This window comes from Parendozoicomonas sp. Alg238-R29 (genome assembly GCF_947331445.1).
Taxonomy (GTDB): domain Bacteria; phylum Pseudomonadota; class Gammaproteobacteria; order Pseudomonadales; family Endozoicomonadaceae; genus Sansalvadorimonas.
This window is the reverse complement of record NZ_CAMZOG010000074.1, coordinates 1-23,357: the sequence shown is the minus strand read 5'-3', so window position 1 is coordinate 23,357 and position 23,357 is coordinate 1. Positions and strand designations below refer to the sequence as shown.

Below are 23,357 nucleotides of genomic sequence, written 5' to 3'. Positions count from 1 at the left end.
AACACCATTTTTCTCTCTGGATTTGTAGGTGTACCAGCCAATAAAGTCGATAGCATCTTCAAAGTCATCCCGGTCGGCAAACCAGGGGGCAACCTCCCTCAGGTACATATCCCAGGTTCCATCCTGAGCCTGGGCGTAACCATAAGCAGAACTATTGCGAGGCAAGGGAATAAACAAAAACCAGGGCCGGGGTGGCCGCACATCATGACGATAGCTGGATTCCTGGTACATGATTGCCATCATAACCTGAACCGGTGTACCCCAGCGCTTGCTGGCTTTTTTAGCCGCTCGGTGCCAGGAAGGCTTCTCTTTAAAAACAGCGCACAGATTATGAGGTTTTCTTGGGGGCGTTGTTGATGCACAACCAACAAGACCAAGAGCTACTGCCACCAGAACAACAATCTGAAATAATCGTGCGCTGCGCATTTTACAGTTCGACTCCGTATTCCTTGAGCATCCCCAAAAATGCCTGTTCATCCTTAACCGGCACGTCAAGCCCCTGGGCCTTGGTCAGCTTGGAACCTGCCTTTTCTCCGGCAACCAAACCGGTGGTCTTGGCAGAAACGGAACCAGAAACTTTCGCACCCAGTTGCTGTAGATAAGCCTTACCCTGATCTCGAGTCATCAAAGATAAGGTTCCCGTTAAGACCCAAGTCTGCCCAGCCAAAGGCAACTTGGCAGCCGCTTCTTTATTGACCTCAATAACTGGCCATTCCACACCTACCGCACGAAGCTGTTCAATCACTTCAAGGTTATGAGCCTGACGGAAAAACAGGGCAATATGTTTGGCCACAATCGGGCCGACGTCATCCACTTCCTGCAGAGCTTCTTCATCAACCTCCAGCAATGCAGGAAGGTCACCGTAGTGAGAAGCAAGACTTGCTGCTGTGGCTTCTCCCACCTCCCGAATTCCCAATGAATAAATAAAACGAGCCAGTGTTGTCTTCTTACTGGTTTCCAGAGCAGCAAGAAGATTCCTGGCAGATTTCTCACCCATACGCTCAAGGCGCACTAATTGTTCAACAGTCAAACGAAACAGGTCAGCAATGGTTTTGATCAACTCTTTATCAACCAGCTGTTCAACCAGCTTGTCGCCAAGGCCATCAATATCCAGTGCCTTGCGGGAAGAGAAGTGTTTAATCGCTTCTTTACGCTGAGCCTGGCAGAACAATCCGCCGGTACAGCGGGCAACAGCCTCCTCTTCACTGCGCTCAATCTCCGACTCACAAATCGGACACTGTTCTGGCAGCACAATTTCTTTAGCAGACGACGGTCGACGTTCTTCAACAACCCGCACAACCTGAGGAATCACGTCACCGGCACGGCGGATAATCACCGCATCGCCGATATGAACACCTAATCTTTCCACTTCATCCATATTGTGCAGAGTGGCATTACTGACCGTCACCCCACCAACAAATACCGGCTTTAAACGGGCAACCGGAGTAATGGCACCCGTTCGGCCAACCTGAAAGTCCACATCAACAAGTTCCGTCATCTCTTCCTGAGCTGGGAACTTACGGGCAATAGCCCAGCGGGGAGCGCGGGCAACAAACCCTAACTGCTCCTGTAAGGCAAAGTTATTAACCTTGTAAACAATGCCGTCAATTTCGTAAGGCAAACTGTCTCGCTTATCCGCAAGTTTGCCGTAGTAGGCAATGCATGCAGAAATACCTGTAACAATCTCCATTTCCGGATTAATTTTCAAACCCCACGCTTTGAAACATTTCAGAGTTTCACCGTGGACATCCGGAAGCTCACCGCCCTCCACTAATCCTGCGCTGTAACAGCACATTTCCAGAGGTCGGGTTGCGGTGATACGGGAATCCAGCTGACGAAGACTTCCCGCTGCAGCATTGCGGGGATTCACAAAAGTCTTCTCATCTTTTTTGCGGGCTTCTTCATTGAGCTTTTCAAAACCAGCACGGGGCATATAAATCTCACCACGCACTTCGAGACGTACTGGCCAGCCTTCTCCCAAAAGTGTTAATGGTATAGAAGGAATGGTGCGCACATTCTGGGTAATATCTTCACCGGTTGTACCATCACCGCGGGTTGCTCCCCGCACCAGCTTGCCCTCTTCGTAAAGCAGGCTGACGGCAATACCATCAAGCTTGGGCTCACAGGCAAACTCAATATCTTCTGTCGCTTTTAACCGGTCGGTGATACGCCGGTTAAAATCATCCATATCATCATCACTAAAGGCATTATCCAGTGACAACATGGGCAACTCATGGCGAATCTGACCAAAACTGGCCAGTGGCGTGGCACCCACACGTTGCGTTGGGGAATCAATTGTCACTAATTCAGGGTTATCAGCTTCGAGAGCCTTTAACCTGTTGAGCAGGCGGTCATATTCTGCATCAGGAACAGAAGGGTCATCCAACACATAATAACGATGATTATGCAGACGAATTTCACCCCTCAGGCTGGCAATTTCGTTTTGAATAGTTTGTTTTTGAGTAGCTTGGCTTTGATGGTCAATGGACATGGCAACTGCCGAAAAGAAAACTCAACAGCTTGAGGTTATCAGGCCGTGAAAAATTAGAAAAGAAATAGAAAAAGCGCGGGTTATACCCGCGCTGTAGATTTATTCCGATGTGTCAACTGACGACGTTCAAAATCACTGATTCGTTGACGGTAGTGCTCAAGGGTTTGAGCAGTCAGCACGCTATGTTGTTCATCTCGCAAGATACCACCCAACTCTCGGGACAAGTGATCAATAGCTTCCACAAGTATCCGGAATGCCTGATGAGGTTGTTCCGGCCCAGGCAAGCTCATAAAGAAGCTCAGCGCTGGAGTGAATGATCGTTCCATGGATTTCAGATCAAAAGTTCCTGGTTCAACGCCGTTAGCAACACTGAATAGTATCTGCCCGCTGCCGTCTTCCTGAACATGGCGATGGAAAATATTCATATCACCAAACCGGAGACCTTCCGCCTGGAAGATCTTCAACAGTTGGTCACCCGGGAATGGTTGCCCCTCCGGAGCCACAGCATTAATGACCAGCACTTCTTCCATGACTGCAGAGCTGATGTGATGCTCTTGCTGTACAGAAACTGCCGGTGGTTCTACATCCCGTTCAGCAACTAGCTCTATAGGTTCACGACTTTTCACCCTGCGACGGGATTCTGGTTTCTTTGGTTTTTCCGCGCTAAGAACTGGCTCAGGCTTCTCAGCAGAAGTGGGCACACCCACTGGCTGGCGTGACGGAATACGTTCCGGTGCTGTTCTGGCTGGTTCAACAACGGAATGAGAGAAATCATCTTGCAGAAGATGGGAATCATCCATATCCATCAACACAGGAACCGGCTCGTCCAGAGCTAAAGCCTGCTGACCAGGAAGAACATGGTTAGCAGCCATTTCTAATTCACTAGACTTTGGCGCAGGACGTTTTGGACGAGTGGGGGCAGGCTGATGGCTTTCTGGCATACCAGCAGCGACAGGTTCAAGATTAGCAGATCTCGCTTCATCCCTAACACGAGGTTCAGAAACCATATCAACCATCACTGGCTCTTCAATACGATCAAGCTCTGGCTCTTCAATACGATTAAGCTCAGGCTCTGGTTCTGAAATAAAAGGTTCGGCTCGCACTGGGCTGTTGTCGTTTAACGCAAACTCATCATCCAGCTCTCTCAGACGAGCTCCACCGTTAGGTAACTCGCTCCCGAAATCATCTCCCTGCCCCTGAACGTCTTCCAGACCAAAGCTCAGTTCATTTTCCTTTCGGCGGGCCAGCCACATGCGACGCAATCCGTCTGCCAGTACACCCAGCACCACCAGAACGCCAATAATGACCAGCCAGTCGCGCAAATTCATCTCCATGGATCTATGCCAACCTGATATTCCATCAATGAGCCAACCATGACTCAATTATTAACTGTAAACCTACCACGGTCTGAAGATTATAAAAAACCTCTCAAACCGCTCTATTTTTGTCGGAGTGACTCAGGTCAAATGAGCCACTTCCTTATCTTAAACCTACATCACCGCCATGGCTGCAGCCTGTTCGATATCGACCGATACCGGCCGCGAAACACCCGGCTCATGCATAGTGACACCAATCAACTGGTTCGCAGCTTCCATGGCGATTTTATTATGGGAGATATAGATAAACTGCACCTTGGCAGACATCTCTTCAACCATACGGGCATATCGGCCAACGTTGGCATCATCCAGCGGAGCATCCACCTCATCCAGCATACAGAACGGTGAGGGGTTCAGCTGGAAGATGGCAAATACCAGCGCAATCGCCGTCAAAGCCTTTTCACCACCGGACAGCAGATGAATGGTACTGTTCTTCTTACCTGGTGGTTGCGCCATAATAGTGACACCCGTATTCAGAAGATCATCTCCTGTCAGCTCCAGATAAGCCTGACCACCGCCAAACACTCTTGGGAACAACTCCCGCAAACCACTATCGACCTTATCGAAAGTGGCCTTAAATCGACTGCGGGTTTCCCTATCTATACGACGGATTGCACCTTCCAGTGTTTCCAGCGCACTCTGCAGATCTTCATTCTGGGAGTCCAGATATTTTTTCCGTTCAGACTGCTGATCATACTCTTCAATCGCTGCGAGGTTTATCGCCCCAAGGCGCTGGATTTTAGCTTCCAGGCGGGATAAATCCTCTTCCCAGACAGATTCTTTTGCATCATCGGGAAGGTTGCTAAGAACGGTCTGCAAATCGAAACCGTCTTCTTGCAATTGTTCCTGCAATGTTGCTCTGCGCACTTGCAGGGTTTGCCAGTCAATACGCAGTTTTTCCAAACGCTCACGAACAGTCTGGGCTTCTTGCTCAGCGCTGGTTCGTCCACGCTCATGATCCCGCAGGGTATGCTCAACGTTTTCCAGCTGTCGGCGGGATTCATTCATCTCTTCTTCAATCACCAGACGGCTGTCGAGTAATTCTTCCAGCTCCATCTGCAGATCATCTGTCGGTTCATCACTGTCGGCAAGGGAGTGTCTTAACTGGGTAAGGCGTTCTTCGTATCTTTCACTCTGGGTTTCAAGGCGGGCAATGCCTTGCACCATGGATTCACGACGACTGGTTAAAGTGTGCTTGCGAATAGACAACTGGTGAGCAGTATCCTTACTGTGCCGGGCCATCTGGCGAATACGATCCAGCGCGGAACGAACATCATCTCGCTCCAGAAGCAATTCTTCACGGCGCTCGGCATCTTCTTCCATACGATCCAGAGCTTCCTGTAACCGTAAGCGTGAGCCGGACAGATTCTCCTGCTCTATTTGACTTTGCTCTTCAGCTTCAGCAATTTCTTCTAACAGGCGGTTACGACGCAACCCTTCCTGCTCTTGCTTCACCTGCCGAGCTCCAAGGTCAGCCTTGAGTTCACTCTGACGGGAAGCAAGTGCTGTAAGTTGTCGCTGACTCTCTTCCCGTTCAGATTCGATACGCTCAACAGTATCCCGACCTTCTTCCAGAGCAATACGCAGATTTTCTTCTTTTTCAGCCAATGCTTCGAGGTCGTAAACCAGCTGTTCCAGTTCCTGCTGGCGAGCCAGCACTCCGGCATTGGCATCTGTTTCTTTGGCCACTCGCAGCCATTCGTGCCCTAACCAGATACCATCACGAGTAATGACCGACTCGCCCGGTGCCAGACTATGACGAATAGCCATTGCCTGATCCAAAGATTCTGCAGCATAAATACCAACCATGAGATCGCCAGTACCATTGGCATAATTTCCCAGCCAGGGCAGTTGTCCCGGAGGTTGCTGGGCGGTGGCATGGTCACCACTTAAGAATGTCAGATTGGCCTGTTCCAGCTCACTCAAACCGGCAGCGATATCATCAAAACCATCCACACAAACAGCCTGAAGAGTGTCACCCAGTACTGTTTCCACGGCGGATTCCCACCCTTCGGAGACCTGCAACTGTTCCGCCAGTCTTGGTTGATCCGCTAAACCTTTCTGTTGCAACCAGCGTAAACCGCCTTCCCCCTGATCCAGCGCTGCCTGCTGCAAAGCTTCCAGAGAAGCGCGGCGACCTCGGGATTCATTTAACAGTCGACTACAAGCAGAACGTTCCTGCTCAAGGTTGGTAAGATGCTGGCGCTGCTCACGAATATCGTCCTGTAGTGTATCTCTGCGCCCCTGAAGCTCTTCAGCCTGAAATTCCAGTTCGGCCACTTCTTCCCGTAAGGGTTCGAGTTCCTTATCAAAACCGGCACCCTGCAATCCAGACAATTCTTCTTTCTGGCGAACCAGACGCTCGCTCATGCGGTCAAGGGCCAGCTCCAGATGCTGAATACGGGACTGCTCAACTTCGGCTACACGACGGGGCTCACTGGATTGCTGGTTAAACGCATCCCAATTCTGCTGCCAGCTGTGCATGGCCTGCTCAGCCGTTTCAAGGGCTTCAGCCTGCTCCTCTTCACCAGCAGCAGCCAGTTCCAGCTCAGGCTCAATACCCTGTAGTTCTTCATCAAGATCAGCCAGCATTTGTTTGTCTGATTCAAGGTGCTGCCGGTTTTCCTGAAAGGCCTGCTCCGCTTCGGATAAATCTCGGGACAACTGACCGGCACGTTCGCGCTTATGGGTAATCGTCTGTTCCAGGCGGGTAATTTCATTACCTGTAGAATAAAAGCGCCCTTGAACTACCTGGAATGTATCACCCAGTTCTATCTGTTGCTGGCGGAGTTTTTCTATATCCGCATCACTGGAACGCTGTTTGGCAATCGCAGCTTCCAACTGAATTTCAAATTCACGAATGGCAAAACCTTGGGATTCCGCACCTTCATTCACAGTCTGCCAGCGCAGAGCGTGAAGCTGGGCTTTTTTCAGGCGCTCATCCTGTTTGTATTCTTTATAACGAGCCGCCGCTTCGGCCTGACGTTTCAAATGGGAGAGTTGGCGCTCCAGCTCCTCCCGAAGGTCAGTCAGTCGTTCAAGGTTTTCATTGGTGCGACGAATTCTGTTTTCGGTTTCCCTGCGGCGTTCCTTATATCGGGAAATACCCGCAGCTTCTTCAATAAAAACCCTCAATTCTTCGGGCTTTGATTCAATAAGGTTGGAAACTATGCCCTGGCTGATAATGGAATAACTGCGGGGGCCAAGACCCGTTCCCAGAAAGATATCCATAATATCTTTCCGGCGACATTTACTACCGTTCAAGAAGTAAGTATTTGAGGAATCACTAGTCAGCCGACGTTTGATGGAAATTTCATTAAAGGCGGCGTATTCACCGGTAATGCGTCCTTCATTATTATCGAAAACCAGTTCGACCTGAGCATAACTTGATGGCTTACGAGAGTTGGAGCCTTTGAAAATTACGTCGGTAATGGATTCGCCACGAAGGTTTTTTGCAGAAGATTCACCCATTACCCAGCGTACGGCGTCTATGATATTAGACTTGCCGCAGCCGTTGGGGCCAACAACACCACACATGTTGCTGGGAAAAAAGACTGTTGTCGGATCCACAAACGATTTGAATCCGGCCAGTTTGATACATTTAAGACGCATCGGGTCCTTATTTTATCCTGTTATCATGACAGTCATGAATATGCTGGCTGTCAGCGCCGACTCCGTGGCGCCCCGACATTCTCCTGTACCGGAAGACAGGGCAATCCCCCTCGAAAATCAATAACAATCCGAAAGGGAGGTGCAGCCAATAGTTCAGGGTATTGTAAAGCTACGTCTCACATTAAAACAGGTGTGGCTTCCGAAATGCAACTCCCTCCGGTAACTGCGTGTTTCAAAAAACATAAAGAGCTCTCGAAAACACCTCAGGCTTCTCCGGGGGCTACAACCAGATTTGTCAGTGAACCAGAACCCACCTCGACATTTTCGGCCTTAACCTCGTAATCTGGCTGCATAACATTGCCGGTTAAGGAAACCCTCACCACCACATCAACCCTTTGCTGATTAGTCAGGGTCACACCAGCCATCATGGCTTGGGCATCCCCCAACTCAAAGGTTCCCGGCAAATCGGCAACAGTCAGTGGCAGTATCACCAGAGGCATAGGAGAACCAACACTGCGGGCATACAGGAATATCTGCGCAGTCTCGGGAATGTCCGCCAGCGCCTCATCCAGGGATATATTCACCTTCAGAGACACCCTGGCATCAGCGGCCTGGTGCTCAGGCTCGATACCCATTTCTCTCTGGGCTCGGGCAACACCGGCAGCCAGGGCTTCACGGGCGGCCGGATCAGAGGTTAACCCAAGCAAAGTTTTCCAAGCCTTGATCGCTTCCGGGAAATCCCCAGACTCAAAGGAAGAAATGCCAGCAAGGCCAAGAGCAGTAGTGTTCTCCGGCTCAACATTCAGAGCCTGCCTGATCAGCAGATCAACTCTTGGCGTCATCTGGCTGTCATTTGCCATATACAAAGCCTGCGCCTGCTGTGCCAAAGGCTCAGCCTGCTGCCCCCCGGTCTGCTTCACGATCACACCGTAATGCGTGGCGGCATCTTCGAAACGCCCGGAAGACATATAAAACCCAGCCAGAACAAAACGAGTCTGAAAATCTTCTGGCCACTCTTCAATAATCCGCTCCATGCCTGCCAAACCTTCAGCAGAATTATGGGCTTTAGAAAGCTCTTCCAGTGCCGCGGTCTGACGCAACTGATCACTGGCACCCAACCGAAAATAAAGTCCAATGGCAAGAAATGGTATAAATGCGGCAAGTACCAGCGGAGTCACCAGGCTACCCCGGCTGCTTTGCTGATCTTCCTGCAAGCCATCCAGATCTGCCAGAAGGCTTCTTTCCAGCTCAGACTTTTGGGTATTAAATTCATCCTGATTAAGCTGTCCGGCGGAAAGCCGTGCTTTCAGGTCTGCCAACTGATCCTGGCGCAGTTTCAGGTTAACCTGTTCCTGATCGAGCTCATCGGCCGGAACCGGGTTCCGGCGAAAGTGCATCAACGGCAGACAGACAAACATCAGCGCCAGAATAATAAGAACAGCAGCGCCAACCCAGAACAGAGTTACAGTTTCACTCATGACTGCCTCCCTGATTTATTAGCCGTTTGATTATCACCATCCAGCATCCGACGAACCTGTATCAACTTTTCTTCATCAATATCATCAACCAGTTCACCCGACTGTTTTTGCCGACGAGAACGCACAACAACCGTGACAAGAACCAAGAAACCAACAACACCAAAAGCAATTGGCCCATACCAGAGCCACTGGGTTTTACCGGTGGTTTTGGGGCGATAAAGAACAAACTCCCCGTAACGATCCACCATAAAATCAACAACCTGCCTATCGGTAGCCCCACTTTCAAGCTGCTTAAAAATCAGGCGACGCAAATCGTTGGCAATAGGCGCGTTAGAATCACCGATACTCTGACCATCGCATTTCGGGCAACGCAACTCTTTAACTAGAACTTTATAGCGTTCTTGAGTCGCCTCATCGTCAAAGGTAAAAGTGTCGATAGCGGCAAAAGTCATGGCAGAAAACAGTGATGCCGCAACCAGCACTATCCAGGAGGAAGCACGTTTACTCATAGTTGCCCCTCTTTTTTCAGTTCAGCGAGAAATGGTTCAAAAACATCATTCCAGACACGGGCATTTATATCGCCTTCATGCTTGTAGCGAATCACACCAAACTTGTCGACCAGGAAAGTTTCTGGAGCGCCGCGCACTCCCAGATCAATACCCAACCGCCCATCAGCATCAACAAAATTGGCTGCATAAGGGTTACCAAGCTCATCCAGCCAAGCGAGGGCTTTATCATCCTGATCTTTGTAATTCATACCAAAGATCACTATGCCCTTTTCAGACAGTTCCATAAGATAAGGGTGTTCGGCATAGCAGGTCGGGCACCAGGTACCCCAGACATTCACCAAAGACACCTGGCCTTTTAAAGAGTCCTGAGTCATGGACTCCCCAGACTTCTCAAGTACAGGGAGAGAAAATTCCGGAAATGGCTTGGACACTAATGCTGAAGGAACAGAGTCATCCAGCGATAGCCCACGGAAGAACAGTACACCCAGTCCAAGCAGCCCCAGCAATGGTAAAAGCAGTAATACGCGTCTCATTCACACACCGAGTTAACTGGTTATCATTTCTTGTGTTGATAGTGCTGTCTTCGCAGTCTTACGACGACGTACAGGCACACGGTAACGTTTGTCCAGAGCGGCCAGCACACCACCCAGAGACATAAGAATTGCCCCCAGCCAGATCCAGCGAACAAATGCCTTTATCTGTACCCGTACAGCCCAGGCACCGTTACCAAGATCCTCACCCAACGCGGCGTACAGATCCCGGAATAACCCCGGATCAATAGCTGCATCGGTCATCATTGAGCCACGCACGTTATAGTTACGCTTCTCAGGATGCATAACCGCGATTTCATGCCCATCACTGAAGACTCTCAGTGTTCCGTAGTCAGAGATGTAGTTCGGACCCCGAACCTTTTTCACACCATCGAAGCGAAATTCATAGCTACCCAGAGTGACAGCATCGCCAGGTTCCATACGCAGATCTTTTTCGACACTGTCCATGGATACCATCAGAACACCGACCATGGATACAGCCAAACCAGTATGTGCCAGATGCATTCCCCAAACACTGCGGGATACAGACTTCAGCCCTTCAAGCAGAGAGTTCTTGTTTCGGCAGCGGTTCAGAATGGCTTTCAGGGAGGCGAGGACAACCCAGAACACCAGTGACATCACAACAAAGGTACGTACTTCAAAGGAGTCACCATCAACAAAAGCCACCACCAGGCCAAGAGCCAGAGCGGCCATCGCAGACCAGCGCAACTGCTGCATCAAATAACCGGCTGTATTATCTTTCCAGCGAGCGACCACGCCAACGCCAAGAGCCAATGCCAGCAACAGAGACATGGGAATAAACGAAGCGTTAAAGAATGGAGGGCCAACGGAAATTTTACCCATACCCAAAGCATCAATTGCCAGAGGGTACAAAGTACCAAGAAGAACCATGGAGCAAGCGCTGACCAGAATAATATTGTTAATCAGCAAGAGGGTTTCGAGAGACAGCATTGAGAAGCCACTCTTACTTTTCACTACTGGCGCTCGAAGCGCAAACAGCAGCAAAGAACTGCCAACCACAACAATCAGGAACGCCAGAATAAATGCGCCACGGGCAGGGTCAGAAGCAAAGGCGTGCACAGAGGTCAATACCCCGGAACGAACCAGGAAGGTGCCCAGCAAACTGAGAGAGAACGCACTTATGGCCAGCAAAACTGTCCAACTCTTGAACAAACCACGCTTTTCAGAAACTGCCAGAGAGTGTATCAGCGCAGTACCTACAAGCCACGGCATAAAGGATGCGTTTTCAACCGGGTCCCAAAACCACCAGCCACCCCAGCCTAATTCGTAGTAAGCCCACCAGCTGCCCAAGGCAATACCCGCGGTCAGGAACACCCAGGAAATTACAGTCCATGGCCGACTCCAACGAGCCCAGGCAGCATCAAGTCGCCCACCCAGCAACGCGGCAATAGCAAAAGCAAAGGCAACTGCAAAACCTACGTACCCCATATACAGCATGGGTGGATGCACTATCAGACCAAAATCCTGCAACAGAGGGTTCAGATCACCACCATCGGGTGGTGCATAAGGCAGGATGCGAGTAAAAGGATTAGAAGTCAGCAATGTAAACAACTGAAAACCAATACTTACTAACCCCATAACGGACAACACGCGTGCCAGAACAATCAAGGGAAGCCCGCGTGAAAATATCGCAACAGCCAAGGTCCAGCCACAGAGAATCAGTGCCCAAAGCAGCAATGAGCCTTCATGGCCACCCCATACGGCACTGACTTTATAAACAGTCGGCAACTGACTATTAGAGTTATTGGCCACATAAGAGACAGAAAAGTCGTCAGCGACAAATGCCTGCACCAGCACCAGAAACGCCAACAACATAAAAACAAACTGCCCGGCTGCCAGAGGGCGAGCCAAAGCCTGCCAACTGCGCTGACCAGTAAAGCTTCCGGCCAGCGGCAAAATCCCCAACAATACCGCCAAGCAAAGTGACAGAATCAGGGATAACTGCCCAAGTTCAGGAATCATGGTTATTTCTCCGCATCCGGAGCACTTTCATAAGTCTTTCCCGGCTTATGAACCTTGTCGATGGCATCTTGAACTTCAGGGGGCATATAGTTCTCATCATGCTTGGCAAGCACCTCATCAGCGTGAAATTCACCTTTTTCGTCCAGCTTGCCGGTGGCTACGATGCCCTGCCCTTCACGGAACAAGTCGGGAAGAATCCCATCAAAATGAACAGTCACAATGCCACCACCATCGGTAATCTGGAAGCTAACCTTCAGGCTGTCGTCGGCACGTTTTACCGAACCTGGCACAACCAAGCCGCCGCCACGAATGCGGCTACCAGCAGGTGCTTCACCAGCCTGCATCTGCGCAGGAGAGAAATAGAGGTTAATATTTTCCTGCAATGCTGTCAGAGCCAGACCACTGGCAATCGCAACCCCACAGGCAATAAAAAGAAGCAGCATCAGACGCTGTTTACGTACCGCTTTCATTAGCGTCCCTCACGTTGTAATTGTTCATGACGCAGCTGCTCTCTGCGAGCATTGCGACGAATTGCATCCGCTGTTTTACGCCCCTGAAAGATAGGCGTAAACAGATTCCACACCAGAACACTGAGACCAATCCCATAGGCTGCCCATACATAAGGACCATGGCCGCCCATGGTCAGCAGTTCATAAATACTGTCGAAATACATTCAGGACTTCGCCCCCAGCAAACTACGGACCCAGGATGTTCTCTGTTCACGGCTGATTATTTCAGCTCTCAACCTGAGCAGAAAAACGAAAAGGCAAAACAAATAAAAACCTGCGATAGAAACAAGCAGTGGCACCAGCATTTCCAGAGCCATGGAAGGCCTTTCTGTCATCTTGATGGTTGCACCTTGATGCAGAGTATTCCACCAATCCACAGAAAACTTAATGATGGGAATATTCACCAGACCAACCATAGCCAGAATCGCGCAAGCCCGGGAAGCCGTTTCTTTACTGTCAAAGGCTTCACGAAGGGCAACCAGCCCCAGATACAGGAATAACAGAATTAGCATTGAGGTTAAGCGGGCATCCCATACCCACCAGGTGCCCCATGTTGGCTTTCCCCAGATCGAACCGGTAATTAAAGCCAAAGCACAGAACGATGCACCGATAGGAGCAAGACAGCTCACTGCCATATCCGCCAGTTTAATTTTCCAGATGTAACCAATACCGGCAGTGATTGCCAAGCCAACATAAACCGTCATCGCCAGAGAAGCTGATGGCACATGCAGGAATATAATCCGGTAACTGTTTCCCTGAAGATAATCGGGAGGGGTAAACAGAAGTCCCCAGGTCAAGCCAGTGGCAATACATCCCAGAGCAAGAACCCCTACCCAAGGCAGGCATTTACCGCTGAAATCATAAAACCATTTTGGCGATGACATTCGATGGAAAAAGGTCCACTTCATAGCCAGACTGAGCCACCCCTTTAAGTATTTGTCGCTATTCTAAGGTTTTGGCGCTTTGAGTCCATACTGGTATATCCAGAAGCGCCACAAACTTTTTCAGTTAGTTGATGCTGATCAATAAATATTCAACTACTAACAATTACCCACTAATACTTACTCTTAGCGAGGCAGATATAGCCAGTGGCGCAAATGTAACACCCAATACCAGCAATACCCCCTGCCACATCAAGTGGCCACTCCAGACCATTTCACTGACTGCAGCATCAATTCCTCCAGTGCCAATAATCAATACTGGAATATAGAGAGGAAGGGTCAGCAGGGAAAGTAAAATACCCCCTTTGCGCAGCCCAACAGTCAAGCCTGCTCCGATAGCCCCAATAAGGCTTAGCAAAGGCGTTCCCAACAAAAGCGTGGCAACGATCGCAGGCAGCGCTGTAACAGGCAAACCAAACATGATGGCAAGTACTGGTGAGAGTAGCGTTAAAGGCAAACCAGTCACCAGCCAGTGACTGATGACCTTCGCCATAGCAATCATCCACAGCGGCTGTGGCCCCAGCATGAGTTGTTCAAGGGAACCATCTTCAAAATCGGAACGGAACAGGCTGTCCATTGCCAGAAGGTTGGCCAACAACGCGGACACCCAAATTACCCCTCCCCCCATCACCAGAAGGGTATCCGGGTCAGGCCCCACGCCAAGAGGAAATAAGGTTGCCACCAGCATAAAGAAAATCAGGGGGTTAATAAGATCACCCCTGTTGCGAAACGCCAGATGTAAATCCCGCCTTAAAACAACCATCACGCCCTGGGAGACACTCATTGCTTTTCTCCCAACACCAATTGGCGAAAACCAGAGTAATCCACATTCATCTCATGGTGTGTTGTCATCATCACTAACCCACCACTGCTCGCATGATCCACCAGAGTCTGCTCAAGCTCGGCCACCCCCAGCTTGTCTATGGCGGTAAACGGTTCATCAAGAATCCAGAGTTTCTGCTTGGCTAGAAACAACCGGGCCAGCGCCACACGACGATTCTGGCCGGCGGAAAGCTGGTAACAGGGCACGTCTTCGTAGCCACGAAGCTTTACTTTCTCCAGTGCTCCCCAGATTTCCTCTCGAGTCAGTGAGCGGTGCAACCCCATGGCCCACTGCAGGTTTTCTTCCGGGGTCATAGTGGATTTCACACCGGGCTGATGCCCCATATAAAGGAGAGAAGATTGAAAACCTGGTCGATCATCTTCAACGGGCTGATTACACCAGTTGATCTGTCCACGAAAATCCAGAGACAGCCCGGCGATCACCCTCATAAGGGTTGTTTTACCCGCCCCATTTGGGCCGGAAACTTGAAGAATCTCACCCACCGAAAGAGTGAAATCCAAGGATTCAAAAAGGATGCGTTCATCGCGTTCACATGTGAGCCCGGAGACAGACAGGAAGGGAAGCTGAGACAAACCGATATTCCAGACCAGATAAAAACCAGCGCTACTATATTACGGTTGAAACTAATCTACTATGATTTCTGCAGTTGTTTTTAGGGAAACAGCCTCTCTAAGAAAACGTTCTTTAAAGCCGATACGTCCGGTAACAGATGGCCAACACAGGTAAAGGTCTATGATCCGGACGTTATTCATTTCCTTCGGTGCGCTTCTTGCCATAAATACTCAGGCAGCCGCCATTCCATCATCGCATCAAAAACCAGGCACGGTAGTTTGCCGCTCTGATCTTGAGAGCCCCCGTGGAGAGATTGAGCAACGCCTGTTTATCGGTTCAGAGTACGCCGACCCAAGCTGCCGGGTAAGTCGGCAGATGGTGCCTGTTAACGATGGTCAAGCTTTCGGGAAAATGACCGTTGCAGAAATCGATGCGGGCAACGATCAGGTCAACATTCAGATCGACGGCAGTGGCGAAGAAGGCTGGCTGAGCAGCTGTTTTATCGGCTCAGAGGAACACAACCAGTTCGAAGGTTATTATGACCGGAAACTGCAATTTATTAGAGACCGTGAACTGATTTACAGACATTGCACCGGCAGAGCCCAGACCGGTACGTTGAATAACTATCGCTTTAAAGTCCGCCTTGATCAGGTTCCTTCCGACGATGAACATCTGATACTTGCTCGATGGAAAGGGACTCCCGATAGTGATCGCCATATACTGGCCGGAAAATATCAAGGTAGCGTCAGGCTGAAAGAAGGAGGTGATTATATATCTCTTATCCAGAAAGGTGCAGCTTTTGAGACAACCGCTTTCGACCCGATGACTCTGGAGGTACGAGACGGTTTCCTTGCTTTAATTGCCCGCTCCGACTCTGGTCCCTTAACTCTTGAGCAGAATTGCGATTTTAAAGATCTGCGTAAAACATCCATTGGCGATTCGAGAAAGTGTCAAGGGAAAAGCAAGGTTACCCTGATTCATAAAGTCAAAGCGGATCAAGTATTGAAGCGGGATGAATGGACGTCCATGACTGTGAGAGCTGTATGGTCGAAATATGATGGCATTCGCCCAATTCCTGGAAAAGTTTTTTGGTTTATCAACCGCAAGTCCGTTGCCCTTTGGAAAGGCGACGTTGGCCGAAATGACAACATTGGCCCCTACTTCACTCTGGGAGCTGAGCTAGAGAAAGGCAACGACCCAATTGAGGTTTCTTACAAAGGTATTGCCTTCAGACACAACATGATCGGTTACAACGTCAATCTGATAAAAAATCCAAACAACTATGGCCGCTATGAAAACACTTGGAAAAGCGATAGCCGACGCAGTCGTTCAGGCAGCCCTTATCTTCACAACAGGGTGAAATGGGGGTACGGCGGCGCGGCAACAGGCTTTTTTGCCACACCCTATTACAACGTATCCCGGTATCAGGAGATTGATATCGGCCGCTTCTTTGAAAGCAACCGGGGAAAAAGCAAATCAGTTCCCCGCATTCTTGTCGGACAGCAGTTTAACCGCACCTATTGTGGCAACGATAGATACAGCCTTACTGCCACACTGCTGGATGGAAATCGGCAGGTTATCGATCGATGGACAACCGGCCCCAAGGTTGTTAAAGGTCCCTGTAAGTGGGGTGGAGATCAGAAATGGGTCACAGAAACCCACGTATTTAGGAACTACAAACGACTCCCCAAGTACATCCGTTTCAGTGACAGCGGCCAGGACAGCGAATACTGGGCTGGTTATTACGGAAGCCGGATGCGTGAAGCAACTGTGATTATTGAGCAGAAGTAACGAAATTCAACTCATCTTCTGGGAGCAGACTGCATAATAGCTGCTTCCAGAGCGCTGCTTTGGGGGGCGATGTTTATTGGAAGGTCGGTTGCCAGCCAGGAAAAGTAACCATCCCGATAGAAATAAACATTCTCATACCCCCATGATGTTGCCATATAGCTGGCTAACGCGCCGCGCATAGTATGTGGGCCATTACTGTAGATCACTACAGGGTGATCTTTCTTGATAAAACCAGGGTGCCTGAGCAAGCCAAAGGTAGAGCGCAGATCAAAATGATGCGCCCCCTGAATGTGCCCCCATTGCCATTTCTGGCGGGTACGAACATCTATGAATGTTGCACCACTGCGAAAGAGCTCCTGGGCCTGTGTCGTGGTAATGGTATCTGCACCATTTATAGATTCAGGGGCTTCTTTGGCATTAACAATATTTGCGAAACCAAACCACGAAACAAGCACGCCAAACACCATCCAGGTATTTCTGTACGACATTGCAACCTCCCTGTTACATGTCACGACTTTCAGAACTTCATTACTAGCATCTGGGCTGTAAACACCTGAAAACCGATAGTCATTTCCAGTTTTGCAGGCGTCCACGCAACCGTAATGCTGCCTGACTGTGAATCTGACTGACCCGGGATTCACTAACTCCCAGTAGTTTGCCAATTTCTTTCAGGTTCAGTTCTTTATCGTAGTACAGGGTAAGTACCAGCTGCTCTCTTTCTGGCAAAGATTTTATAGCTCCCATAAGAGCATTTCGAAATTTCTCATCATATAAATCCGCATCGGGAGTACAACCATCACCCGGACGCTGGAAGCGGGACTCTTCGCTGTCAAACATATCTTCAAAACTGAACAACCGGCAGCCTTTCAGATCCTTAACCATGTTGAAGTAATCATCGAGGGATACATCCAACTCTGCAGCCACTTCTGCATCGCGGGCATCTCTGCCAACACGGGCTTCAACAATTTTCACCGCTTCATTGACCCGACGGGAGTTTCTGTAAACAGAACGAGGCCCCCAGTCACCACGGCGAATCTCATCTAACATGGCGCCACGGATACGAATACCGGCAAAGGTTTCAAAGCTTGCACCTTTTTCTGCATCGTATTTCCCTGCCGCTTCCAGTAAACCAACCATTCCGGCCTGAACCAAATCATCAACCTGAACACTGGCAGGCATTCTGGCAGACAAGTGTCGCGCAATCCTTTTGACCAGATTGGCATGCTTTTCAACCATTTCGACCTGATAAAGATGCTTGCGATTACTTTCACCCTTATCACTGGCATTGTGAACAAGTGCTTCCATGCTTACATGCCCCCTGCATTAACAGTCTGTTCAAGGAAAAAGGTCATACCACCAGCAACCGGACTGCTGATACGTCGACGATCCAAGGTTTCCGCCAACATTTGTAATGCTCTGGCAGTACGGGACTCTGGGCGGGTTTCCAGAATGGTCTGAAAACTCTGACAACATTTCGCCACATCCTGATCAAACGGCACCTGTCCACAGTGGCGAAGAACAAGATCCTGCTCAAAGTCCAGGCGTTGCTGAAGAGTTTCAACAAGGGTATGACCTTCACGCTGCCGGCGGGTCATGTTGGTAAGTACGCCGAACTGCTGAATACCACAGTGCCCCCGCAATGCTTTTATATAGTCAGCAGTATCTGCCTGAGACAATGGGTCGGGAGTCATCACCACCAGTAGTTCACCGGCAGCCTGAATCAGTTGCAGGTCATTGGCTGACAGACCACCGGCTGTATCTATAAGCAGGTAATCAATATCACCGGCCAGAACATCAATGGCATTAATCAACCCAGAAAGGCGACCATGACAGAGTGCTGCCATATCAGGTTCGCTTCGACTTCCAGGAATAATCCGAACACCACCAGGACCTTCAATCAGGGTTTCGGTAATATCACACCTACCAGCCAACACATCGGCAACCGATTTTTCCGGCTGAACTCCTGTCAGCAGTTCAATATTGGCAAGGCCAAAATCAGCATCCAGGATAACGACTCTGCGACCCATTCGGGACAGTGCCTCAGCCAGATTCAGAGTCAGAAAACTCTTCCCTGAGCCTCCCTTTCCACTGGCAATAGCAATTACTCTTGCGGGTTTCACATCCATAGTCCTTTACGGTCCGCTCTATTGTTGGATCTTTGCGCCATCCTTGGCGCGCATATTTATGTACTGCAGTGACCGTGCCAACTTGCATTTTTATTGGAGATTTCACAAAAAAACCATAAACAACTGTTTTACAAGTAAAAATAATGGAACCAAAGATAACCAGTGTCGCTCATATGAATACAATCCCCCTGCAATTTTCTCTGTTTTTTGACATGTCAAACTGGTGTCGCCAGATTCCTGCCGAACAGAGATTTTCCAGCATTAAAAAAACGTCAGATGTCTGTCAAAAACAGATAAGGATGCAAGTGAGGGAGACGTTTTTTTCAGAAAGACGACAGGGGAAATACAAGATTACAGCGCAACACAACAACCGCACTGCAAACTTTATAGGAAAGGATTTTACAGGGAGAAATCAGGTGCGCTTCAGAAGATCACGAAACTTTTGCGCGTTATGAGGTTTAACGTCTGGATCGGGCAATAACTTGTCGTAATCTCCCAACAGAGTAATCCGACCAGAAGAGACCCCCAGAAGTAATTCACGCTCACCAGCCTGAACCACCACCACGCGATCCCGTCCTCCCAAAGAGAGCACGGCCTTGGTCTTTAACCCCACCTGTCCGGGAGCCAACTCTGGCCGCCAGCGCTTAACCCACCAGGCCAGCCCAAACAGAAGGCAGATAACAAAAACAAAGGTAAACAGCATTTTCAACAGATCCAGCATGCCAAGCTCGGCATCAGGATCAGATGAAGAGACCTGTTCAGCCATCTGGGAAGTGGTCTCCGGCTCTCCTCCCAAGGCGAGAGAAGAACCGAAAATCAAAAGGCACTTAAGGAGAAGAGGTGTTATCTGCCTGCTCATAGCGGTTCAGACCATACTTGCGCATTTTTTCCACCAGAGTAGTCCGGCGGACCTGAAGCTTATCTGCGGCACGGGCAACAACATTACTGCAGTCGTCCAATGCCTGACGGATCAGCTTACGTTCAAGGTCTGAAAGAAACTCTTTCAGGTTCAGGCCATTGACCGGCAACACTGCCAGCTCATCCAGTCCACCCATGCCAGAAGGTTGGATAGTGGTCGGAAACATTTCCGCAACACCGGATTCCTGAGCCGCCTCACTGGTCGCTTTGCGGAAACGCCCAGGCAGCTCTTCCAGACCAATCACCCCCATGGGGTACATAATGGCCAGACGTTCCACCAGGTTCGCCAGCTCCCGAACATTTCCAGGCCACTCATAACGACAGAGAGACAAGATAGCAGCTGAGCTGAAACGTACAGAGCCACGCTGCTCACGCTCCATCCGGTTAATCAGATCATTAAGGATCAGCGGAACATCTTCTGAACGCTGACGCAGGGATGGTGTCTCGATAGGGAAAACGTTCAAACGGTAATACAAGTCTTCACGGAATTTCCCTTCCGCCACCATTTTTTCCAAATCACTGTGGGTTGCTGCAATAATTCGAACATCCGCGTCGATAGACGCTGTACCGCCAACCCGTTCGTATTTCTTTTCCTGCAAGACTCTCAACAATTTCACCTGCATGGAAAGGGGCATATCACCAATTTCATCGAGGAACAGCGTGCCGCCCTCAGCCAGCTCAAAACGGCCTTTACGGGTTGCGATAGCACCGGTGAAAGCACCTTTCTCATGACCAAACAGTTCACTTTCCAGTAAGTCCGGAGGAATAGCACCGCAATTAACAGGAACAAATGGCTCATCTTTACGATTAGAATTTTCGTGGAGATTGCAAGCCACAACTTCTTTTCCTGTACCTGACTCACCAGTGATAAGGACGTTCACATCTTTGTCCATAACCTGGGCCATCAAGGCACGCACCTGACGAATGGCTCTGCTGTTTCCAACAAGATTCCGGAACAGTTGAGCATCATGATGCCCAGCCAAAATCTGCCCTTGGCGACAGTGAATTCTGTAAACCTGCACCAGATGTAACGCATCAACAATCTGACTGTAAGTGAGAGGGTGTTCCAACTCACCGACAACCTGACGGCGCAAACTTCCCTGTAACCCAACGCGACTGAATGCTCCATTAATAAGAATGGGCAGCGCTGGGCAGTGTCGGTTCAATTGTTTCAGGATATCGAGAGTGCGGGGAGAACGCCCAACGATCACTGCCAGACAATCTTCTGGTGCGATCGTTATGCGGGTTTCCCAACCGCCGGCCCCGGAGAGCACGATGTCGTGCCCAAGGAATTCGAGTATTGTACGAAGTTGCTGTCTCTGATGTTGATCATCCTCAATCACCAGAATACGGCTTGAATCACCCATATTGCCAACCATCCGTGTTTAGCAATCACTCTTTCGGGTCAAACAGCTGCACGAGAAGAGATCGGAGAAGACGAAAACGTCTGTAACAGACGTATTACTTACCAGTTAAGGCATAAGCTTTTAGTTCGTCAAACCCTAGCCAGAGCTTCTCTGAAAAGAAGGCAATTTACTGATTTCAGACAAAAAAAACCGCCGGGGGAATGGCGGTTGAATAAAAGCAGAAACTGTCAAAACAACTTTTGTGTCATAACTGACAACAAACCTTAATTTACAGACACTGTATTACAGAACCATGACAGGCTTTAAGCGACTTTACTGATAATACCCTTCATCTGTTTCATCATATTCCCCATCATAATCTTCCAGGTATCCCTCTTCGTCTTCTAGCCCATATTCTTCCAGAGGCTCTTCTTCCTCGTACTCATACTCGTACTCATACTCGTACTCATACTCGTACTCATACTCGTACTCATACTCGTACTCTTCTTCATTCTCTTCGTATTCGTCGGTGAATTCACTGTAGCTGTCCATGTCATCGTCATAAAGATCCTGCTGATACTCTGCATTGTTTTTTTCACCGGATTCATTGTTATCGTCAGGTTTATTTTTTTTATCCTTCTTACGCTTTGATGCCTCATCACCTCCCCCTTCTGCTGAATCAGCATTCAAGTCATCCGGACTTTCGCTGTAAGGGGCGTAATTTATATCTTCTTCGACGCTTTGAACTTCATCCATATCGTCCCATGTTTGATCAAGATCGACTTCTTCTTCATCAATGTAACTATCATCCCACTCATCCAGATATTCTTGCTCATAAGCCTCTAGCTCATTCTCACCATCTTCTCCGAGCGCCAGAATATAGGGAGCAACAATCACCGCTCCGATAAGCACGAGCAGGATGACGAGCACCTTTTTCATCCCTCAACTCCCTTTGAGAACATCTGTACCTTAGATTTCATCGTGAGCCGGTTGTTTTTTCTGAACGGATACAACGAGCGTACTTCCTGTAAGACGAACAATATCTACTTTGAATCTTTCATCATTGTAAAAAGAGATATTCAAAATTTCGAGATTCATCTCTTTCACAGCAATTATCTGAATCTCTTTTTTCTCAGGGATATCCACATTTCCCAAATCCAGATAAAAATGAGCATGCCCTTTAAAATCTACCCAGCCCGACGACCGGATAACCGGAACTGATGCATCTGCTATGTGGTTATCATTCACTTCTATTTTCAGCTTAACATCTTCACCGAAAACCAAATCACCATTTATCATGTTAATACCCGATGTCACCAGCGCTGTTTCCGCAGAAACATTGACAGAAGGTCGAGGGTGAAACGAGGAGAGTTCCACACTGCCACTCCAGTGAATTTCATTATCAGGAGTCTTCTTTTCTGGGGTTCCTGCACTGTTAATTGACAGTTCTTCTACCCCCAGCAGGTTACCAATAAAGCGGGCATTCCCTTCTAAATGAACAAAATCCCGATCCTGATCATCCAACACCAAGATATCGCCGTAAATATTGCCTGTATTTGTTAGTTTAAAACGGCCTTTCGACCCCACATCAAACGCCACGCGGCCTTCAATAAGTCCGGCGTTCGCCCAGCGAAATCCCATAGGGATGCTTTCATAATAGGGCTCCCGCTCATAAACCCGGATAGCAGTCCCATTATTTGGCTTTGCTGATATCTGCCCCAAATTCTTAAGAATCACTACACCAACGCCAGAAAGAAGTTGCAAAGCGACGGCACTTTTCTCTGCTCCTTCTGAGGTTGAGATAATGCCGCTTTGTTGATTAACAATATCCCAGGATGATTCCGATTCCACAGCCAAAGCAGAAATAGCATTTCCTGAATAAATTTTCCCATTGTTTGTAAATTTGCAGGGAATAGGAAATAGAATCATCCAGCAGTTATTAGTAAGGGGCGACCAAATGCTGTACGTACTGTTGGCTAAAATAATTGCTGCATTTTGCCCCGATCTACCAGTTATGGATTCAAGATAATCCAACTTTTCTACATCGACCCGCAGAGGGTTATTGGCTTTAGCGAACTGCACATTAAAAATGCTAATCAAAAGAACTGCCCAGAAAGACCAGCGCTGCTGTGAAGGCATAACTTTCATTCCTTTCTGATCAGATCAAGAGTAAAGAGCGACCGAAGCCGCTCTTGATCAAACGAGAGAGGGAAACTTAGAAACTGTAATCGACCCTGGCATACACTGAGTCAGAGTGATAACCGCTTCTCCAATTACGCTCATAGCCTGCTGAGAAATCAAATCGGTCATCACGACTCCAAGTGACTCCC

The 23,357-nt window shown here is 49.1% G+C and carries 21 protein-coding genes; 1 reads left to right on the top strand and 20 read right to left on the bottom strand.

The genetic code is table 11. From position 1 onward, the window contains the following. From QMA35_RS16530 to ccmA, 13 genes are all read right to left on the bottom strand, one after another. Positions 1 to 426, bottom strand: a 426-nt coding sequence (locus QMA35_RS16530) for a hypothetical protein (RefSeq protein WP_281648258.1), incomplete at its 3' end; no start/stop codon positions are given. Between the two features lies 1 nt (position 427). Next, on the bottom strand, positions 428 to 2,491 hold the full coding sequence (gene ligA, locus QMA35_RS16525) for an NAD-dependent DNA ligase LigA (protein ID WP_281648257.1): 2,064 nt from the start codon (positions 2,489 to 2,491) through the stop codon (positions 428 to 430). Between the two features lie 80 nt (positions 2,492 to 2,571). Beyond that, positions 2,572 to 3,825 carry a cell division protein ZipA gene (gene zipA, locus QMA35_RS16520; RefSeq protein WP_281648256.1) on the bottom strand — a complete coding sequence of 418 codons (1,254 nt, stop codon included), beginning with the start codon at positions 3,823 to 3,825 and terminating at the stop codon, positions 2,572 to 2,574. 156 nt (positions 3,826 to 3,981) lie between these two features. Beyond that, entirely contained in the window at positions 3,982 to 7,479 is a 3,498-nt protein-coding gene (smc, locus tag QMA35_RS16515; RefSeq protein ID WP_281648255.1) for a chromosome segregation protein SMC, read from the bottom strand. A gap of 263 nt (positions 7,480 to 7,742) precedes the next feature. Continuing rightward, positions 7,743 to 8,957 (bottom strand): c-type cytochrome biogenesis protein CcmI, encoded by a 1,215-nt coding sequence (gene ccmI / locus QMA35_RS16510; RefSeq protein ID WP_281648254.1) that lies wholly within the window; start codon positions 8,955 to 8,957, stop codon positions 7,743 to 7,745. Then, a complete protein-coding gene (locus QMA35_RS16505) occupies positions 8,954 to 9,466 on the bottom strand; it encodes a cytochrome c-type biogenesis protein (protein ID WP_281648253.1) in 513 nt (170 codons plus the stop codon). The genes ccmI and QMA35_RS16505 overlap by 4 nt, the downstream gene beginning before the upstream one ends. After that, positions 9,463 to 9,999: a DsbE family thiol:disulfide interchange protein gene (locus QMA35_RS16500; RefSeq protein WP_281648252.1), complete on the bottom strand. Its 537-nt coding sequence runs from the start codon at positions 9,997 to 9,999 to the stop codon at positions 9,463 to 9,465. Before QMA35_RS16500 ends, QMA35_RS16505 begins: the two co-directional genes overlap by 4 nt. Positions 10,000 to 10,011: 12 nt before the next feature. Continuing rightward, the gene (locus QMA35_RS16495) at positions 10,012 to 12,000 is read right to left on the bottom strand and encodes a heme lyase CcmF/NrfE family subunit (protein WP_281648251.1); all 1,989 of its coding nucleotides are present in this window, start codon (positions 11,998 to 12,000) and stop codon (positions 10,012 to 10,014) included. A 2-nt stretch (positions 12,001 to 12,002) separates the two neighbouring features. After that, a complete protein-coding gene (gene ccmE / locus QMA35_RS16490; RefSeq protein ID WP_281648250.1) occupies positions 12,003 to 12,470 on the bottom strand; it encodes a cytochrome c maturation protein CcmE in 468 nt (155 codons plus the stop codon). Beyond that, positions 12,470 to 12,673 (bottom strand): heme exporter protein CcmD, encoded by a 204-nt coding sequence (ccmD, locus tag QMA35_RS16485; RefSeq protein ID WP_281648249.1) that lies wholly within the window; start codon positions 12,671 to 12,673, stop codon positions 12,470 to 12,472. The genes ccmE and ccmD overlap by 1 nt, the downstream gene beginning before the upstream one ends. Then, positions 12,674 to 13,393, bottom strand: coding sequence for a heme ABC transporter permease (locus tag QMA35_RS16480; protein ID WP_281648248.1), 720 nt, complete (start codon positions 13,391 to 13,393; stop codon positions 12,674 to 12,676). 163 nt (positions 13,394 to 13,556) lie between these two features. Then, the gene (gene ccmB / locus QMA35_RS16475) at positions 13,557 to 14,234 is read right to left on the bottom strand and encodes a heme exporter protein CcmB (RefSeq protein ID WP_281648247.1); all 678 of its coding nucleotides are present in this window, start codon (positions 14,232 to 14,234) and stop codon (positions 13,557 to 13,559) included. Next, a complete protein-coding gene (gene ccmA, locus QMA35_RS16470) occupies positions 14,231 to 14,866 on the bottom strand; it encodes a cytochrome c biogenesis heme-transporting ATPase CcmA (RefSeq protein ID WP_281648246.1) in 636 nt (211 codons plus the stop codon). The genes ccmB and ccmA overlap by 4 nt, the downstream gene beginning before the upstream one ends. A gap of 160 nt (positions 14,867 to 15,026) precedes the next feature. On the opposite strand from ccmA, the gene QMA35_RS16465 reads away from it, so the two are divergent. After that, complete coding sequence (locus tag QMA35_RS16465) at positions 15,027 to 16,637, top strand: heparin lyase I family protein (RefSeq protein WP_281648245.1); 1,611 nt, start codon at positions 15,027 to 15,029, stop codon at positions 16,635 to 16,637. Positions 16,638 to 16,648: 11 nt separating this feature from the next. On the opposite strand, the gene QMA35_RS16460 is transcribed toward QMA35_RS16465, so the two are convergent. The 7 genes from QMA35_RS16460 to QMA35_RS16430 form a co-directional block, all read right to left on the bottom strand. Beyond that, positions 16,649 to 17,125 carry a rhodanese-like domain-containing protein gene (locus QMA35_RS16460; protein ID WP_281648244.1) on the bottom strand — a complete coding sequence of 159 codons (477 nt, stop codon included), beginning with the start codon at positions 17,123 to 17,125 and terminating at the stop codon, positions 16,649 to 16,651. A 79-nt stretch (positions 17,126 to 17,204) separates the two neighbouring features. Then, complete coding sequence (locus QMA35_RS16455) at positions 17,205 to 17,942, bottom strand: RNA polymerase sigma factor FliA (RefSeq protein WP_281648243.1); 738 nt, start codon at positions 17,940 to 17,942, stop codon at positions 17,205 to 17,207. A gap of 2 nt (positions 17,943 to 17,944) precedes the next feature. Further along, the gene (locus tag QMA35_RS16450) at positions 17,945 to 18,757 is read right to left on the bottom strand and encodes a P-loop NTPase (RefSeq protein ID WP_281648242.1); all 813 of its coding nucleotides are present in this window, start codon (positions 18,755 to 18,757) and stop codon (positions 17,945 to 17,947) included. 418 nt (positions 18,758 to 19,175) lie between these two features. After that, a complete protein-coding gene (gene fliO / locus QMA35_RS16445) occupies positions 19,176 to 19,529 on the bottom strand; it encodes a flagellar biosynthetic protein FliO (RefSeq protein ID WP_281648241.1) in 354 nt (117 codons plus the stop codon). A gap of 61 nt (positions 19,530 to 19,590) precedes the next feature. Continuing rightward, positions 19,591 to 21,048, bottom strand: coding sequence for a sigma-54 dependent transcriptional regulator (locus QMA35_RS16440; RefSeq protein ID WP_281648240.1), 1,458 nt, complete (start codon positions 21,046 to 21,048; stop codon positions 19,591 to 19,593). Between the two features lie 312 nt (positions 21,049 to 21,360). Further along, positions 21,361 to 21,966 (bottom strand): hypothetical protein, encoded by a 606-nt coding sequence (locus QMA35_RS16435; RefSeq protein WP_281648239.1) that lies wholly within the window; start codon positions 21,964 to 21,966, stop codon positions 21,361 to 21,363. A gap of 30 nt (positions 21,967 to 21,996) precedes the next feature. Further along, entirely contained in the window at positions 21,997 to 23,061 is a 1,065-nt protein-coding gene (locus tag QMA35_RS16430; RefSeq protein ID WP_281648238.1) for a hypothetical protein, read from the bottom strand. Positions 23,062 to 23,357 lie beyond the last annotated feature (296 nt).